Annotated in this window: 18 protein-coding genes; all 18 read right to left on the bottom strand. The window is 63.8% G+C overall.

What is annotated here, in order from left to right; all coding sequences use genetic code 11:
* Positions 1 to 16: 16 nt before the first annotated feature.
* Positions 17 to 1,057 carry a phage baseplate assembly protein gene (locus H0I86_RS06070; protein ID WP_180924380.1) on the bottom strand — a complete coding sequence of 347 codons (1,041 nt, stop codon included), beginning with the start codon at positions 1,055 to 1,057 and terminating at the stop codon, positions 17 to 19.
* A 3-nt stretch (positions 1,058 to 1,060) separates the two neighbouring features.
* A complete protein-coding gene (locus H0I86_RS06065; protein WP_009047312.1) occupies positions 1,061 to 2,299 on the bottom strand; it encodes a DNA circularization protein in 1,239 nt (412 codons plus the stop codon).
* Positions 2,286 to 4,238: a phage tail family protein gene (locus tag H0I86_RS06060; protein ID WP_180924379.1), complete on the bottom strand. Its 1,953-nt coding sequence runs from the start codon at positions 4,236 to 4,238 to the stop codon at positions 2,286 to 2,288. The genes H0I86_RS06065 and H0I86_RS06060 overlap by 14 nt, the downstream gene beginning before the upstream one ends.
* A 130-nt stretch (positions 4,239 to 4,368) precedes the next feature.
* The gene (locus H0I86_RS06055; protein WP_180924378.1) at positions 4,369 to 4,665 is read right to left on the bottom strand and encodes a phage tail assembly protein; all 297 of its coding nucleotides are present in this window, start codon (positions 4,663 to 4,665) and stop codon (positions 4,369 to 4,371) included.
* Positions 4,662 to 5,009, bottom strand: coding sequence for a phage tail tube protein (locus H0I86_RS06050; RefSeq protein WP_007923973.1), 348 nt, complete (start codon positions 5,007 to 5,009; stop codon positions 4,662 to 4,664). The genes H0I86_RS06055 and H0I86_RS06050 overlap by 4 nt, the downstream gene beginning before the upstream one ends.
* Positions 5,010 to 5,075: 66 nt before the next feature.
* The gene (locus tag H0I86_RS06045; protein WP_180924377.1) at positions 5,076 to 6,572 is read right to left on the bottom strand and encodes a phage tail sheath subtilisin-like domain-containing protein; all 1,497 of its coding nucleotides are present in this window, start codon (positions 6,570 to 6,572) and stop codon (positions 5,076 to 5,078) included.
* The gene (locus H0I86_RS06040) at positions 6,572 to 6,754 is read right to left on the bottom strand and encodes a DUF2635 domain-containing protein (protein ID WP_007923975.1); all 183 of its coding nucleotides are present in this window, start codon (positions 6,752 to 6,754) and stop codon (positions 6,572 to 6,574) included. Before H0I86_RS06040 ends, H0I86_RS06045 begins: the two co-directional genes overlap by 1 nt.
* Entirely contained in the window at positions 6,751 to 7,335 is a 585-nt protein-coding gene (locus H0I86_RS06035; RefSeq protein WP_180924376.1) for a phage tail terminator protein, read from the bottom strand. Before H0I86_RS06035 ends, H0I86_RS06040 begins: the two co-directional genes overlap by 4 nt.
* A gap of 180 nt (positions 7,336 to 7,515) precedes the next feature.
* A complete protein-coding gene (locus H0I86_RS06030; protein WP_180924375.1) occupies positions 7,516 to 8,535 on the bottom strand; it encodes a contractile injection system protein, VgrG/Pvc8 family in 1,020 nt (339 codons plus the stop codon).
* Positions 8,536 to 8,544: 9 nt separating this feature from the next.
* Positions 8,545 to 8,757 carry a tail protein X gene (locus H0I86_RS06025; protein ID WP_023969822.1) on the bottom strand — a complete coding sequence of 71 codons (213 nt, stop codon included), beginning with the start codon at positions 8,755 to 8,757 and terminating at the stop codon, positions 8,545 to 8,547.
* Entirely contained in the window at positions 8,750 to 9,133 is a 384-nt protein-coding gene (locus tag H0I86_RS06020; protein WP_180924374.1) for a phage tail protein, read from the bottom strand. Before H0I86_RS06020 ends, H0I86_RS06025 begins: the two co-directional genes overlap by 8 nt.
* Entirely contained in the window at positions 9,133 to 11,403 is a 2,271-nt protein-coding gene (locus tag H0I86_RS06015; RefSeq protein ID WP_180924373.1) for a phage tail tape measure protein, read from the bottom strand. The genes H0I86_RS06020 and H0I86_RS06015 overlap by 1 nt, the downstream gene beginning before the upstream one ends.
* 6 nt (positions 11,404 to 11,409) lie before the next feature.
* A complete protein-coding gene (locus H0I86_RS32035) occupies positions 11,410 to 11,535 on the bottom strand; it encodes a hypothetical protein (protein ID WP_003184823.1) in 126 nt (41 codons plus the stop codon).
* Entirely contained in the window at positions 11,532 to 12,113 is a 582-nt protein-coding gene (locus H0I86_RS06010; RefSeq protein WP_081362543.1) for a phage tail assembly protein, read from the bottom strand. The genes H0I86_RS32035 and H0I86_RS06010 overlap by 4 nt, the downstream gene beginning before the upstream one ends.
* Positions 12,114 to 12,240: 127 nt before the next feature.
* A complete protein-coding gene (locus H0I86_RS06005) occupies positions 12,241 to 12,747 on the bottom strand; it encodes a phage major tail tube protein (protein ID WP_023969819.1) in 507 nt (168 codons plus the stop codon).
* Complete coding sequence (locus H0I86_RS06000) at positions 12,747 to 13,913, bottom strand: phage tail sheath protein (protein ID WP_180924372.1); 1,167 nt, start codon at positions 13,911 to 13,913, stop codon at positions 12,747 to 12,749. The genes H0I86_RS06005 and H0I86_RS06000 overlap by 1 nt, the downstream gene beginning before the upstream one ends.
* Positions 13,914 to 13,915: 2 nt before the next feature.
* Positions 13,916 to 14,137, bottom strand: coding sequence for a hypothetical protein (locus tag H0I86_RS05995; protein WP_180924371.1), 222 nt, complete (start codon positions 14,135 to 14,137; stop codon positions 13,916 to 13,918).
* Between the two features lie 100 nt (positions 14,138 to 14,237).
* The gene (locus H0I86_RS05990; RefSeq protein WP_180924370.1) at positions 14,238 to 14,663 is read right to left on the bottom strand and encodes a phage tail assembly chaperone; all 426 of its coding nucleotides are present in this window, start codon (positions 14,661 to 14,663) and stop codon (positions 14,238 to 14,240) included.

The raw sequence follows: 14,663 nt of genomic DNA, 5'->3' as shown, positions 1-14,663 counted from the left end.
TGCGGATAGGGCGGCATCAGGTTTTGGGTGGCACGGGACTGGCGTCGAAGGTATGGGGCGGCGCCACTTGCAGGGTGGTGATCGAGCCCTGCTCGGAGAGCGAGTAGGTGACCTTGGAAATCAGCAGGTCCTGGTCGAAACCCAGCACCGGGTCGATCACCCGCACCAGGGTGTTGTGGCGCCACAGCTCGCCGTTGCTCTGGCGCCAGCCCTGCACCTTGTAGGTGCTGGTCAGGGCCTTGCCGGTACGGATGGCGCTTTCCCAGTCGGCCCGTTGCTGGGCCAGTTCCTGGGTCAGCTGGGCCGGCTCGTTGATCACCGTGACCCGCTTGCGCTTGGCCGTGCTGTCGCTGGCCACGCCCGACACTTCGCTGACCGCGGCACCGCTTTTCTGGTCGTTGCCCTTGTGCTGGCCGATCACCCGGTACTCGGAAAACACCTGGCTGAAGTCCATCGGCGCGCTGGCCGCGAGGATGTTCTTGCCCAGCTCCAGCACATCCACCGCGCGCCCGCCGCTGCCCGGCCGGGCCAACAGCACCCGGCCTTCGGCGTCGTCGGTGGAGAACACCCGGAACAACGTCAGCAGGCGGTCGATGGACTGGAACACGGTTTCCCCGGGCACGATGCTGTGGCTGCTCAAGCGCGTGGTTTCCGCGATCTCGCTGACCACCCCGACGCCGTAGGACGCGGCCAGGGCCTGGACGATTTTCAGCAGGCTCTGTTCGCGCCATTGGCCGGGCTGGTTGATCGCCGCGCAATCCACCAGGTCCTGGGTCAGGGAACTGCCCTCGATGCTCAGGCCGATCTGCCGACCGTCATAGCTGATCGGCGCCTTGAACACATGGCCGCTGAGCAACAGGTCGGCGCCGATGCGCACCTGGCACTTGGCTCCGGGGCGAATACGCTGGTCCAGGGTCTGCCCCGGCCATTGCCAGGTCACGTCGAGCTTGAAGGTGCGAAACTGCCGCTCCAGGTCGGCGCTGATTTCGACGCTTTTCCAGCCGCCGTAATCCTGGCCGTCCACCGTCAACAGCACCCGGTTATCGAAGTTGCTCATGGCTCACTCCCCCGCCACTTTGACGTTGGTCGGCGGCAGGAAACCGGGATGGGCCACGCCGTTGCGCTGCTGCACTTCGGGTGCCCGGGTGGCGTCGCCAAACAACCGGTAGGCGAGCACCACCGTCGGCAGGCTCTGCATCGGGTTCTTCACCACCAGCCGCACACCGGACGAAGCCACCGCGGTGAGGTGGCCGTAGACCAGTTGGCGCAGGCCGTTGAGCACCTCGTAGTGCACAGCGTCGGCTTTTTCCGCCGCCTGCCAGATCGCCTCGTTGATCGAGTTGCGTAGCGCCAGTACCTCGTCGGCCACCGGTACTTCCGCACGGGTCACCGGCTGGATCGCCTGCTTGGCCAGCGACGGCGTGCCGCTCAGTTTGACCGCCGGGGTCGCCACCGGCAGCGACGCCACGGCCTGGGCGATCCGCACCAGCACGGCGTCCTGCACCAGGTCCGCCATGGCTTGCGCCGCGGCGGTGGTGTCCTTGCCGGTGGTGAGTTTCGGTGTGTCGATCTTCTTCACCGCCTCGACCTGCTGCGAAACGTTGGCCAGCACGCCGCGGTAACCATTGCGCGCATAGTCCTTGAGGTCCTTGATGTCCCCCAGCAAGCCCTTGAACTCGGCGCTCACTTCCTTGGGCAGGTCCTTGATCGCCCGCACCAGCAGGTTGAGATCGCGGTAGGTGTCGATCAGCGGCTTGAGTTCCTGCTCGATGGTCTGGTAGACCTCCTTGAGGCTGTTGCGCAAATCGGCGATGCCGATGCGCGCAGCCTTGACCAGGGTCATGGCCTCCTCGAAGCGGCGCACCGCCGAGCCGATAAGGCTGTCGGCCGACACCAGCAACAGCTGACGGGTGTTGACCGTGGCGCTGGGGAACTGCAACGGCTGGTCGGGGTAGAACTTCAGGGTGAAGGTCACCAGGCCGCCGTCCTGGCGGCTCTGGGTCATCTCGCATTCGCCGACCTTGACCTGCAGGCGCCCCAGCCACGGATGCACCAGTTCGCCACTGCCCTGCTCCAGCGCCTGGAGCAGCTTGTCACGCTGCTCCAGGCAATCGGCGCCGACGATGAACGCCGTCAGGTCGTGGGTCCGCGCCTGCCGTCCCAGGCTCTCGTAGAACGGCAGGTCACGCTGCGGGTACTCGTGCAACTGGCCCTTGTGGCCGACCGGGGTTTTCGCCTGGTCGACCCAGAACCCGACGCCACGAAACGACGCCGGCAACAAACGATCACGCCAGCTCATTGGAACCTCCTAGCGAAAGTGAGCGATAGCCGACACGCGACGACAGCGCCACGCCGGGTTGGTTGATTTGCGGCGCGCTGGTACGCAGGCCCGCCGGGGCGTTTTCGAAACTCACCGTCAGCCCGCCCTGCAATTGCGTGCGGTTGTTGGCCGCGCTCTGTTGCAGCAGCGAGCTGGAGCTTTGCGGCAGGCCGCCGGAAAGCGCCGAAGAAGCCGGCGCCGGCTGGCCGCCACCGAAAAACGCCGGCGCCAGCGCGCCTTTGCCTTCGGCATTGGTTTGCCGCTGCGCCTCGGTGAGGTTTTCCACCTTGCCGGTGACGCGGGCGACAAAGCCGGCGAAACCGCCGTCGAACAGTTCCCTGATCGGTGCGATCACCGCCTGCAGCCGTTGCCACAAGCCGCTGAACCACTCGGTGATCGGCTCCCAGTTCTTGATGATCTGCCCCAGGGGCGACCACTCGAACAGGCCGCGCATAAACTCGAGGGCCGGCGCCGCCAGGGCTTTCAACACATCCCAGAGGGCCGCGAACACATCGCTGATGGGCTGCCAGTTGGCGATGACCTGCCCCACGGGCGACCACTCGAACAGGGTGACAAAAAAGTCCTTGATGACCTGCGCCGCGCTTTTCAGGGTTGCCCAGATGGAGTCGAAGTAGGTGCTGACCGTGCCCCAGTTATTGATCACCATCCCCAGTGGCGAGGTATCGAACAAGGTGACGAAGAAGTCCTTCACCCGTTGCGCCGGACCTTGCAGGCCGGCCCAGAGCGAGGCGAAGTAGGCGCTGATGGCGCCCCAGTTATTGATCACCAGCCCCAGCGGCGAGCTGTCGAACAGCCCGATGAAGAAGGCCTTGAGCCGTTGCGCCGGACCTTGCAGGCCAGCCCAGAGCGAAGCGAAGAAGCCGCTGATCGCTCCCCAGTTGTTGATCACCATCCCCAGCGGCGTCCAGTCGAACAGGCCTTTGAGGAAGTCCATCGCCGGGACGGACAACGCCTTGAGCAACTCCCACAGCGCCGAAAACAGGCCGCTCAGGGGCGTCCAGTTCTCAATCACCAGCCCCAGCGGCGTCCAGGAAAACACCTGCTTGAAGAAGTCGCCCACTGACGCGGCCATCGTCTTGAGCTGCTCCCAGAGACCGGCGAAAAAGCCCGTGATCGATCCCCAATTGGCGATCACCATGCCCAGCGGGGTCCAGCCGAAGACAGTCCTCAACCCCGCCATCAGTTGCGTGGCGGCGTCCTTGATGCTTGCCCAGAGGGTGACAAAAAACGCCGACAGCGGCTCCCAGTTGGCCACGATCAGGCCCGCTGCAACCGCGATTCCCAGGGCGATCAGGCCGATGGGCGAGGCCAGCAGGCCGCTGCTGAACAGGGTCACGGCGGACGAAGCCAGGGTCATGGCGCCGCGGATCGCGGTGAAGGCCAAGGCGCCGGCGGCAAGGCCCTGGACCAGCTGCGGGTTGCTTTCAATGACCTTCGCCACAAAGCCCAGCAGCGGTTGCACGGCGGTCACTACCGAGTTGACCGCCGGCAGCAGAGCGCTGCCGAACTTTTGCGAAATATCGTCGACGCTGTCGCTGAACGCCTTCAGGTTGGTGCCCGTCTCGCCCAGCACATCCTTGGGCGGTTCGATGCCCTGCGCCACCAGCTTGGCCCGCGCGGCCTGGTTCTCGAATTCGATGGCGGAATTGACCCCCGCCACGAAAGGCGCGGCCAGGCCACCGCCCTTGATCAGGTCGGAAAAATCCAGCCCGCCCAGGCCGCTGTCTTCGATGCTTTTCTTGAAGTTGCTGACTTTCGAACGAACCTCGCCCAGCTCGGCGTCCAGTTTCTGCATGCCTTGCATGACCACCAGCATGTTCACCGTGGTCTGCACATGGGTCACGCTCAGGCGCTGTTTGATGCTCGTCTGATTCAAGCTTTGATTGATGTTCGCCATCACTGCACCTGCTGCATCGCATTGATCCGTTGCGCGTGCTCCAGGGACTCCCGGAGCACATCCAGTGGCCTGGCCATCATCTGTTCGGGGTCAACCTTCCAGAACCAGGCCAGGTCATAGGCAACCGCGATCAGGTCGCTGATGGCTCCGATGCCGCACTCATGAAAAAACTCGCGACCGCCCAGCTCAGGGCGTTGAGGTCAGCCAGGTCCAGCTGGTTGACCGAGGACGGAGGAATGCCGGCACAGACCGCGATGTACTTGGCCGCGACGTCCATGTCGAGGCTGACTTCTTCGCTCTTGTCGATCTTGTACGGCAGCGCCTTGATCGCCCGCACTTGCTGCACCGTCGGGCGGCGCAGGGTCAGTTCGGTCAGCGGTTCGCCGTGGGCTTCGATGGCCACACGCAGCTTTACGCTATCGCTCATTGCCAGGTCCCCTTGATGCCTTCGAACTTCAGTTCGATGCTCGCGTCGTCACCCTTGGAAACCGGCTCTTCCACCAGGTAGGCGCCGGCCAGGACGTAGACCTTGCCGTTGCTGAATTCGCAGGTGACGGTCATGTCGGAACCGGCCACCAGCTGCTTGAGCGGGAAGTCCGGGGTGTGCAGCGCCGTGACCTTGAAGGACGGGGCAATGTCGGTTTCCTTGTAGAAACCCGGCACGATGGTTTCCCGTTTCACGGACATCAGCGGTGCCTCGCAGCCGCCGTTGATGGTCAGTTGAGCGCCGTCCACTTTGACGTAGCAGGTGCCCGCAATCAGTTGACCCATGGTGTTTCTCCCAAAAAATGAGCCCGCGCGGGGCGGGCTGGAAAAGCGCAGTGAAAGCGGCTCGGCTTAGGCCGCCGCGTCGTACTGCAGACGGAATTGGTTGAGCAGCGCAAACACTCGCAGGCCGTTGATGTAGTCCGGCGGGAACAGCACGTTGACCCGGCTCGGGTCCTGGCTGTCGCGCTCGACGATCAGGTGCTCGGCGAACAGCTCGGCGTTCTCCACATGGCCTTCCAGTTCGAGCTTGGCGTACTGGGCGATCAGCTCGCCGCGGATGGTGCTCGGGGTGACGATCGGCTGGCCGGCACCGAAGCGGGTACCGTCGGCGGCCAGTTTGTGGCGCCCGTACTTGCTGGTGATCACGCTTTGCAGGCGGCGCACGATAAAGGCCGACTGGTGCATGGTTTCGCTGTCCAGGTAGGAGTTGTCGGCCTGGCCGTAGGCGTTCTTCTGGTAGGTGGTGATCGAACGCTGGATGCGCACGTAACCGCCTTCGTAGTAGGCGGTGGCGATGCCGTAGCTGAGCAGCGACTGACGCTCGGTCAGGGTGAAACGCTCGCTGGCCGGCGCCGGATCGACACCCGGCAGGCTGCCGCTCTGGGTCGGACGGCTGGCATCGGCGGAGATGAACACCGAGGTGCGCGCGGCCAGTGCGGCGGCCTGCACCCAGAACGGCTGCGGTACGCCCGGCTCCAGGGCCTGGATGGTGATGTGCTGGTCGTTGCGTGCCTGACCGGCCGCCACCAGGGTACCGACGGTACCGCGCTTGGCGCTGTAGACGTGACCGAACAGTTGCTTGGCCCAGGACCAGCGACCGGTGCTGTCATCCATGACGGCTTGCCAGGCGTTGAGGGTCGCGGTGTCGGTCCACGGCATGCAGATGAACTCGAACGGTTCATCGCCCAGGGCCGCCAGGGCAGCGACCTGATCCGGCACGCCGGCGCCACCGGCCATTTTACCGACCGTCACGCTCAAGCCAGCCGGGGTTTCTTCGCCATTGCTCTTGCCCAGGCGGTTGAGCTGCAGGCTGATGTCGTTAGCGCTGTCGCCGGTCCATTTGGCGGTCAGGGTCAGGGTGCCTTCGACCGCGGCGGCGCTCACCGGCAGGTCGGCGGCGGCATTGATTTTCAGCGCCAGCGCGCTGGCGGCCTGAGCCGCGGTGGCGGCATTGACGATGGCGGCCTGAACCCGCACACCACCGACATACAGGTTGAACACGCCGCTTTCGCTGGCGGTGCCGGTGAACTTCAGCTCAGCCTTGGCCACGCTGCCTTCGACGTTGTGCAGCGGCAGGCACCAGATCTCACCGATCGGGTCGGTCTTGCGCCAGGTCTCGTACATGGAGGCGAGCATCGAGCCCTGACCGCCGATGTTCTTGGCCAGCGCGACGCTGGACACCAGCACCAGCTTGCCGGTTTCGGCAGGTGCGACGTTGTCGTTGACCTGGGCCACGATCAGTCGACGCATGGCCGAAGACGCGCTATTGGCCGCCGAATTGTCCATCTCGGCGTAGAACAGCGGCACACGAATGTCCGCCGGAATATTGCTGAATCCGATCGCCATTATTTGGCTCCTTGTGGTTTGGCCGCCTTCGCGGCCTTGAGGGTGATATCGCCATCGGCCAGACGCCGGCGCCACCAGGCGTTGTCGTCGACTTCACGGCCTTCCAGCGGCAGCAGGTCGCCGGCTTCGGGGTCCGGCACGGCGCGGCCCGCGGCCGGCAGCACAGTGATGCGTTTGCTCATTGCGTTACGTCTCCAGAGAAAGTCAGTTCCAGGCGCCCGTCGGGCCCCGGGTGTTGCAGGTTGGGGTCCGCCGGATCGATGGCATCGACCCGCACCGTGACCCCGGTAAAGGACGGCAGGCCGTCCAGTTCACGTTCACGCCAGGTTTCCGCCGGCTGGCTGGCCAGGTTGCGTCCCAGCTGGAACTCGGCGAAAAAGCGCAGCTGATAGAACAACCGCGTGGCACTGAGCGAAACCAGCTCGCCACCGTCGTATTCGATCGGGTTGTAGTCCGCGCCCGGCTTGAACCCCACCAGCGCCCGCCACAACTCGGCCCGCAGGCTTTCGAGTTGCTCCAGCGCCTGCCGGCCGTCGCTGGCATCCAGTACCAGGGTGATCACAAAGCGGTCGCGGATGGCCTGGCGGGTGACGTTCTGCCCGCTGCTCGGGCTGGCCAGATCGGCGATCGGCGTCACATGGGCACTGGGGGTGGGCAACGCGGTATTGCTTTGCAGCAGCGCGAGATCGACGCCGACGGCCACCTGATTGGCCAGGCCGGGGCAGTGATCGCGCAGTTGCGTGAGGAGCGGAGTGATCTTCATGAAGAAGCTCCAGAATCGAATGAGATAAGAAAAACGAGGGCGATACCCAGCAGCCATTGGTGGATGCACGAAGGGCGAACGCTCCCCTCCCCCCACATGCGCTTGAGCTTTATCAGGGGGGTGACAGGGGGAAGGTTGCGGACGGCCAGAGAGATCGGGCCGCCGTTGCGCCGGGCATACTCAGTCCGGCTGGGGCTCCAGGCATTTGGCCGAGAGAGTGCAGCGATAACCCTGGGTGCGAGAGCCGCTGGAGGTCACCTTCTTGATCGACCAGCGTCCCCGCATGAAGCCGGGCCAGGTATCGTCGAGCAGGACCAGCCCCTCGGCCGACAACGCCGGGTTGCCAGGGCACTCGATCTGGATATTGCGCGCCTCACGCTCCAGCCTGCGCATCTCGCTGATGGCCGCGGCCAGGGCTTCCTGCTCGCTGGCCCGGCGCTGGCCCAGCTTGTTGAAGGGCGCGCTACCGACTTGCACCACTCGCTCCTTGGCAGCAGCGCTGTCCCACCAGGTGCTTTGGCAGCCCTGGAATTTCGAGCGACTTTCCTCATCGACCTTGGCCGAAATGAAGGCCGAATCCCCCGGGCGGTTATCCCGGGTCACCGACAAGCGCACATCCGGCAGCGCCTGGCCCGACAGGGATTTGACCTGGCCGCTGCGAGCCAGCACATACAGGCCGTTCACCGGTTTGGTCACCGCGCCGTACTCCCTGGCCAGGCGCGTCAGAAAACTCATGTCGGTTTCGTTGGACTGATCGACATGGGCGATCTGTACCCCATCGAGCTCCGGCGCCACCCGCGGCGAAAACCCGTGGCGGGTGACCAGTTGACGAAACAGCGCGCCAAGGGTGATCGGCCCATAGCTGGCGGATCGGCGACGCCTGAAACCCGTCTCGTCGCTCTCCTTGAACGGCGCGGCGGTGGCCACCAACACCAGGCGCATGGGGTACAGGAAGGGTGTACGCCGGGCAATGATGAATTGCCCCTTGTCCACCATGCCCGACTCCAGGTAACCGACCCGAAAGCCGATGCGGCCGCCCAGGCTGGGCAACCCGTCGAGCCCTTCGGTATCGAGGGTCAGGGTCAGTTGATCGGATTCGATCCCGGCCGCGTCGATGTGCTGCCATTGCACCAGACGCTCATTGAGCAGCGCCGCGTTGGCGCCGTAGATCTCTACCGACGGCGTAAATCCAAGTGCCATGTCGCCTCCTTAATCCCAGGCCGATACCGGCGTAGCGAGTACCGGCCGGGTCTCCAGCTCGGGCAGTTTCACCCAGAGCCCCGCCGGCAGCACCGGCCCATGCTCGGCCAGCCCCGGGTTGAGCCGCCAGAGTGCTTCCTCGGCGGCATCGTCGTTGCGACCAAGCTCGCGGTAGAGCAACAGGTTCACCGAATCGCCGGCAATGCTTCTGACCTTACGCATTGATGAACTCCGTCAGTTCTATGACCCAGTCGTTGACCATCGCCGTGCCGTCATCGATCACGTAGCTTTGGCTCTCGGACACACTGTCGATTCGCCACAGACCCCAGTTGCGGCCGATGCCATCGACCAGCGGCAGCGGCACCCGCAACGCCTGCAAGGCGCGCAACTCATCGAGCCGCGTCATGGCGATAGCACGCATGGACTTGCCACTGATTGTCAGCCCTTGCAGGCCCTGACCGGTCTGGCTGGATTTAGGCTTGCTGGTGAGAATCTCCAGACTCACCCAACCACCACTCGACTTGCGCACCAGAGAGCTGTAAGCGAACCCCCGCGACTGGCCGAAAATAAAACTGCCCAGCACCATTTGCTGTCGCATCAAACACCTCCATCGCTCAGGGCGGCACCGCGTCTTACCGCGAGTGGATCGGTCATCATCAAGGGTATGAACTGCGCCCTGAGCTGTTGCAGCACGAGGTTGGCAATATGCTGGGAGCTGGCTTGATCAGGCCCGCTGATCTGAATGACCGGGGCGAAGGTGATCGGCGGGCTGACTGCCTGGCCGGCACCCGCCGGGTTCGCCGGCTGGCCGCCCACCAGGTCGTTCTTGACCTGCTCCGGCGAGCTGAGGCGATCGACCAGAGCGCCGAGCTTGTCGCCCAGGCTGGCGCCGTAGTCACCGCCATAATAGCCGCCGAACAGTCCACCGACGGCCGCACCGAGAGCCGTTCCGATAATGGGCACGACACTGCCGATCGCCCCGCCGAGGGCAGCCCCCGCGGAGGCTCCCGCCCAGCCGCCACCAGCGGTTCCCAGGCCAGAAGCGAGCATCTGGGTATCGCCGGTCACCAGGCCTTCGGCGACATCCACCGCGGCGCCGAGGTACTTCGCCGGCCCTGGAGCCCTGCGGCTCAGGGAACGAACCGAGGCCTGCGACCCGGACAGACCGAAAGCAAAGGACGAACCTGCATGTGGAACAGCGGCCGTGGCTTTCGGCGTTTTCTGGGCAGACTTTTTAGCGGCCCTCCTTGCGGCCTTGCCTTTGGAACGTTGTTCCTGGGGAACATCTATGCTCGGACCGCTCGGGGTACTCGGAGCACTGGGACCGCCCGAAGGACCTGGAGCGCCGGGCTGGCGAGCGCCTGCACCGTCGAGGATGCGTTTGGCGCCGCGGTTGAACACCTCGTCTACCACCGCCTTGCCCTGCTTGCTGACCAACAACCTCAGCGCCGCGCCGAGCAGCACGAGGCCGGCCGTGACCTTGGGAAAGGTTTCGGCCAGTTCGCTGAGGCCATCCACCAACTCGCCAAGAGGAGCAAGCGTACTGTCGACTACCGGTGCCAACGCGTTGCCCACGGCAGTGGACAGTCGCTCGGTGCGCGCCTCGAAGCAGTTCCAGGTGGTTTGCTGGGTCTTCGACTGCGCCAATGCGGACTGCCGTACCGAACCCTTGTCACCCAGCTCCGATGTAGCGTATTGGCCTTTGTCGGCCACCTGGGAGAAGGTTTGCTGAACCTCTGGCAGGTTCCGCGACAGGCGCAATGCCGCCTGATCGCCTTCGGTAAATAACGCACCGGCCAGTGTCGAGCGTTTCTCGGCGGGTTGCGCATTCAAGGCTGCCAACACCGATATCACTGTACCCTGGGCGTTCTCGCGCAGCCCGTCGGCGACCGCCCGGGGATCCAGCTTCAGTTCGCTCCAGGCGACTCGCTGAGCCGCGGAAGCCTGCTCGCCCTTGCCCAGGGCAGTGACGATGTTACTGAACGCCAGGCCTGCATCGGCCTTCGATGTACCACTATTGAGCAACGCCGCCGAAAGCGCCGCCGCTTGCTCGGGCGCCAACCTGGCCGAGGCCGCAGCGCTACCATGACGCTGGAGAATAGCGCCAATATCTGCGGCTTCGGCATCCCCCGGGGCCTTGCCCAGGTGATTGGTCGCATCCGCGAGATCGAGGGCCTGTTTGGCGTCGAGGTTCATCGACGTACGCCAGCCGGCCATCATCTCCCCGGCATCGGTGGCCGATACCTTGAATGCCGTTGCAGTAATCGCCGCGGCTCCGGCAAAGGTCAGCAACGCCTGCTGCTTGTCTTGCGCAGAGTGCTGATCACTGCCGATGCCTGCCTTGGCTGCCGCATATTCGACCTTCGCCAGATCGACGGCGGTCGTCCCTCCAGCGGCTATCAGCGGCGCGCTGGCCATCCGCTGGTTCTCCCGTACCACCTCCGCGCGCCGAGATGGCGAGAGATCAAGTACGCGCCCCAGATCGGCCATCGCCGAACTCATGCTGATCGCAGGCTTGAGCAGGTTCGGCGGCTCGATGCCGCCTGCCTTGCCCGCACCTTTTTGTCCACCTGCCGGCTCCCCCTTGGCGCCAGCAGACTGGCCGACCACCACTGCCTGCCGTAGACGTTGCGACGACAGGGTCAGGTTCAGGGCGTCGAGGCTGGTCACCAGCAACCCGATATCGGCGCTGAGGGTATCCAGTGCCCGGTCAAGACCGGGTAGTCGATCCTTGGGCTGGGCTGCCAATCCACCCGACGGCGCGATGCTCGCGACGGGCGTGTTCAGGTCGACCGACCTGATGTCACCGAACGTCAACCAGCCTTCCTTGACGGCGGTGAACTTGAGCGAAAACTTATCGTCCGCCATCCCGCTCTACTCCTGTTTCACGCCAAGGCGAGTGATCGCGATGTCGTAGCGGCGCAAGGCCTTGCCGGCGTCCCACTCCAGGATTTCCGCTTCACTTACCGAGTAAATGAGCGGCACCACATCGAGAATCACTTCGATGTCGCGCTCCGAAAGAAGGCCGCCGGTTTGTTTAAAAAATCGTCGATGCGAACCTGCAGCTGGGTCCAGTCGGGTACCGTCAGCTGGGCAAGATCGGGAATCATCAGGCCGGTGCAGTGGGCGGTGATGAACTCGGCGCGTTCCTTGGCCGTCTTGAGTTTCTTCATCGCCTTGGTCGCCCGCAGCGCCGGCATTTCCAGGGTCAGCGAGGTCACGTCCCGGCCGGCCACGGCCAGCGGCAACAGCAGTTGCACCTGGTCCGGGTTGTCCTCGTTGATCTCGCCCTCGGCCTGTTTGAGAAAGTGGGCGGTCGGACGGGTCGACATCTCGTGAACGTACTGCGCAATGCTCACGTAGTCCGGTCGCTTGAGCTGGTCCAGCTCTTTCACCGACAGGCCGGTCGCCAGCTTGGCCAGCTCGAAGAACTGATCGTCCTCATCGTCGCCGGCGCGGGCCAGCGCTTCTTTCTGCGCAGCGTAGAACAATGGCTTGAGCTGAATCTGCGCGATCTGCGACTCGTCGTCGGCGGTGATCGGGCACAGCAGGACATGGATCGGAGGCGTCCAGGACATGAATGAATTCCTATGTAAAAGGCAGGAGCGAGCGGGCTCGCGACAGCAGATGAACAGCGCTGGCGATGCGGACTGTCAGGCCGTCATCGCGAGCCGGCTCGCGCCTACAGAGGGGAGGTGTTACGGGTTACGGCATCAACACAGCGCGGCGCGCGTCACCGAGGATGTCGACGCCGTTGAGCATGAACTTCTGGGTGCGCACGTCGATGTCGATCACCGGCACGCCGTTTTCCAGGCGGTTGTAGGTACGGCAGCTGAGCTCCAGGTTGGTCTTGGGCTTTTCACCCATTTTCAGCATCGTCTCTTCCAGGGATTTCAACTTGCCACCGACCGTGTGGTAGGTGAAGTAGGTGTTGCCATCCTGGTCCTGGCCGGCTTCACGCACATTCAACAGAATGTCGTCGCCCACGCTCACGCCGAGGGCGAGCATGATTTCCGGACCTACGCCCTGGAGGGTCAGCTTGGCATTGAGCACCTTGCCGCCCTTGGCCATTTCTTCGGCGATGAAGCGCCCGCCGCGCATCTCTTCCATGTCGAATTCGATCTTCGGCGGGGTGAACTCTTCCACGGTCGCCGACAACGGCAGGCCTTGCAGGGTGGCCGCGATGGCCTGTCTTACGCGGTTGGTAAACATTAGAGAACATCCTCCAGGAACTGCTCGATGATTTCATCGCGGGCGTTGAGCTGATACACCATGTGCTCGTTCGGCGCGTAGCGGCCGTAGTCGATGACCACGTACCAGGTACCGTTCTTGTACTTCTCGACGCTGTTCAGCTCGGGGTGCAGGTACACGCTGCCGCCCGGGATGGTTTCGTCGGCAACCAGGGTCTGCAGCCAGTCATTGATGCGCTTGACCTCCTGGTCCATGAAGGACTTGGTCAGGTTCTTGGCCATGGCTTTCTGCCCGGCCTTGACCAGCTTGCGGCTGATGGCGTCTTCCAGGCCGACATAGCTGATGAACTTGCCAGTGATGGAGCGGTTACCCAGCAGCGAGAAACCGCCGAGCACGGTACGGGCGTAGTAGCTGACGCCGTAGCGGTTGAGCAGGTCGCCCTCGGTCGAGGTGTCGAGAATGTTGTATTCCACGGTGCGCGAAACGTCTTCGGCGTAGGTCACCTGGTTGCCCGGGCTTTCCCACTGCTTGACCTTGGCCAGCGCGGCGATGGCCAGGCTCGACGGCGCCAGGAACACGTTCTTCTTGGCCGCCTTGGAGTACACGGCCGGCATGTTGTGCACCACCAGGCAGCGGTCGAAACCCAGGTCCGCGCCGCCCAGCTCCTTGCTGTAGGTCACCTGGTCGGCGACCGAGACATCCTTGCCATCCAGCACCACACGGGCCTTGATGCGCTTGCCGAAAGAAGCGAACTCGCCGGCCACCGCCTTGGTACCGGTGAAGCCCGGCGCGCCGATGATGGTCAGGTCTTCCGGGACGCTGCCCAGGGCCGCCAGGCCGAGCTTGCGGCCGGTGGTGGCATCGACGCCGCCGATCACGTTGTTGACGGTGTCGGCCGGGGTCGCGCCCTCGTCGACGATCACCACATAGACCGGGACCTTGACCACTTTGAGGATCTGGTAAACCGCGTGATACAGGGTGCCTTCCTCGGCGCCGGTCGGATCCAGCAGGGCCTGGGTGGTGAAGCTGTTGATGCGAAACGGCGCATTGCGCGGAATCAGCGGGTCGGCCTTCGGCGCGGTGCCGACCAGACCGATGACGTTGTCACCCAGGCCACCCATGGCCTCGGGGGATTCGGTGGCATTGACGGTAATGCCGTTGTGCTCGAAGTTCAGAACCTCAGCCATGGTTATTCAGCCTTCTTGGCAGCGGCCTTCAAGGCCTTGGTGGACGGGGTGGCCGGTTCGGCCTGTTGGCGCGCCGCAAGGACGCGGGTCAGTTCCAGGCGGCCGGCTGCACGCAGGGCACTGGCCTCGACATCGAGCAGTTCCAGTTGCTGGCCGACGCTCGACCAGTGGCCACCGCCGGCAGGGAATGGAACTAGCACGGTGTAGGTTTGGCGGGTTGCCATTTTTTGTTTCTCCATAAACGGGAAAGCCCCTCGGAGGGAGGGGCTTGGCAGGTGTTGAGTGTTTTTTGAGGGAAAGAAAACACCCCGGGATTCGGGGCGCTTATTGGGTCTGCGGCAACAGCCACACAGGTGCTTGGGGGCGATGTTCCGACAATGGAAACTCCCCCGTCTCCGGCCAGTTACGTAAGGCCCGGCGGTAAGCTTGCAACTGAACATACTCGTCCGGTGACAGCGTCGTTTCGTGATCGTCCTCAAGCTCATCACGGTGCCTGGCGACTATGCCATCCGTATCAGACAATCGCCGATCTCGCCAAAAACGTTCGACCGTCGACAATTGCTCGGACGTCAGTTTTGGACGCGCGCTCAATGCAGGCTTCCCATCAGCACCAGCTGAAATGAGCTGTCCCTGACTCTGCCCCTCCAACAGGCGAAAGTGCTCCTCAATGCTAATCTCTACGACATCATCTGGAAGATGACCAGTAAGGTCCGAATCATAAAAGCCGTTCTTTGAAGGTGAGTAATACAT

The organism is Pseudomonas chlororaphis subsp. aurantiaca (assembly GCF_013466605.1).
In the GTDB taxonomy this organism is placed as follows: domain Bacteria; phylum Pseudomonadota; class Gammaproteobacteria; order Pseudomonadales; family Pseudomonadaceae; genus Aquipseudomonas; species Aquipseudomonas chlororaphis_I.
Note: the sequence above shows the minus strand (reverse complement) of the source record. Positions and strands in the feature narration are given on the sequence as shown.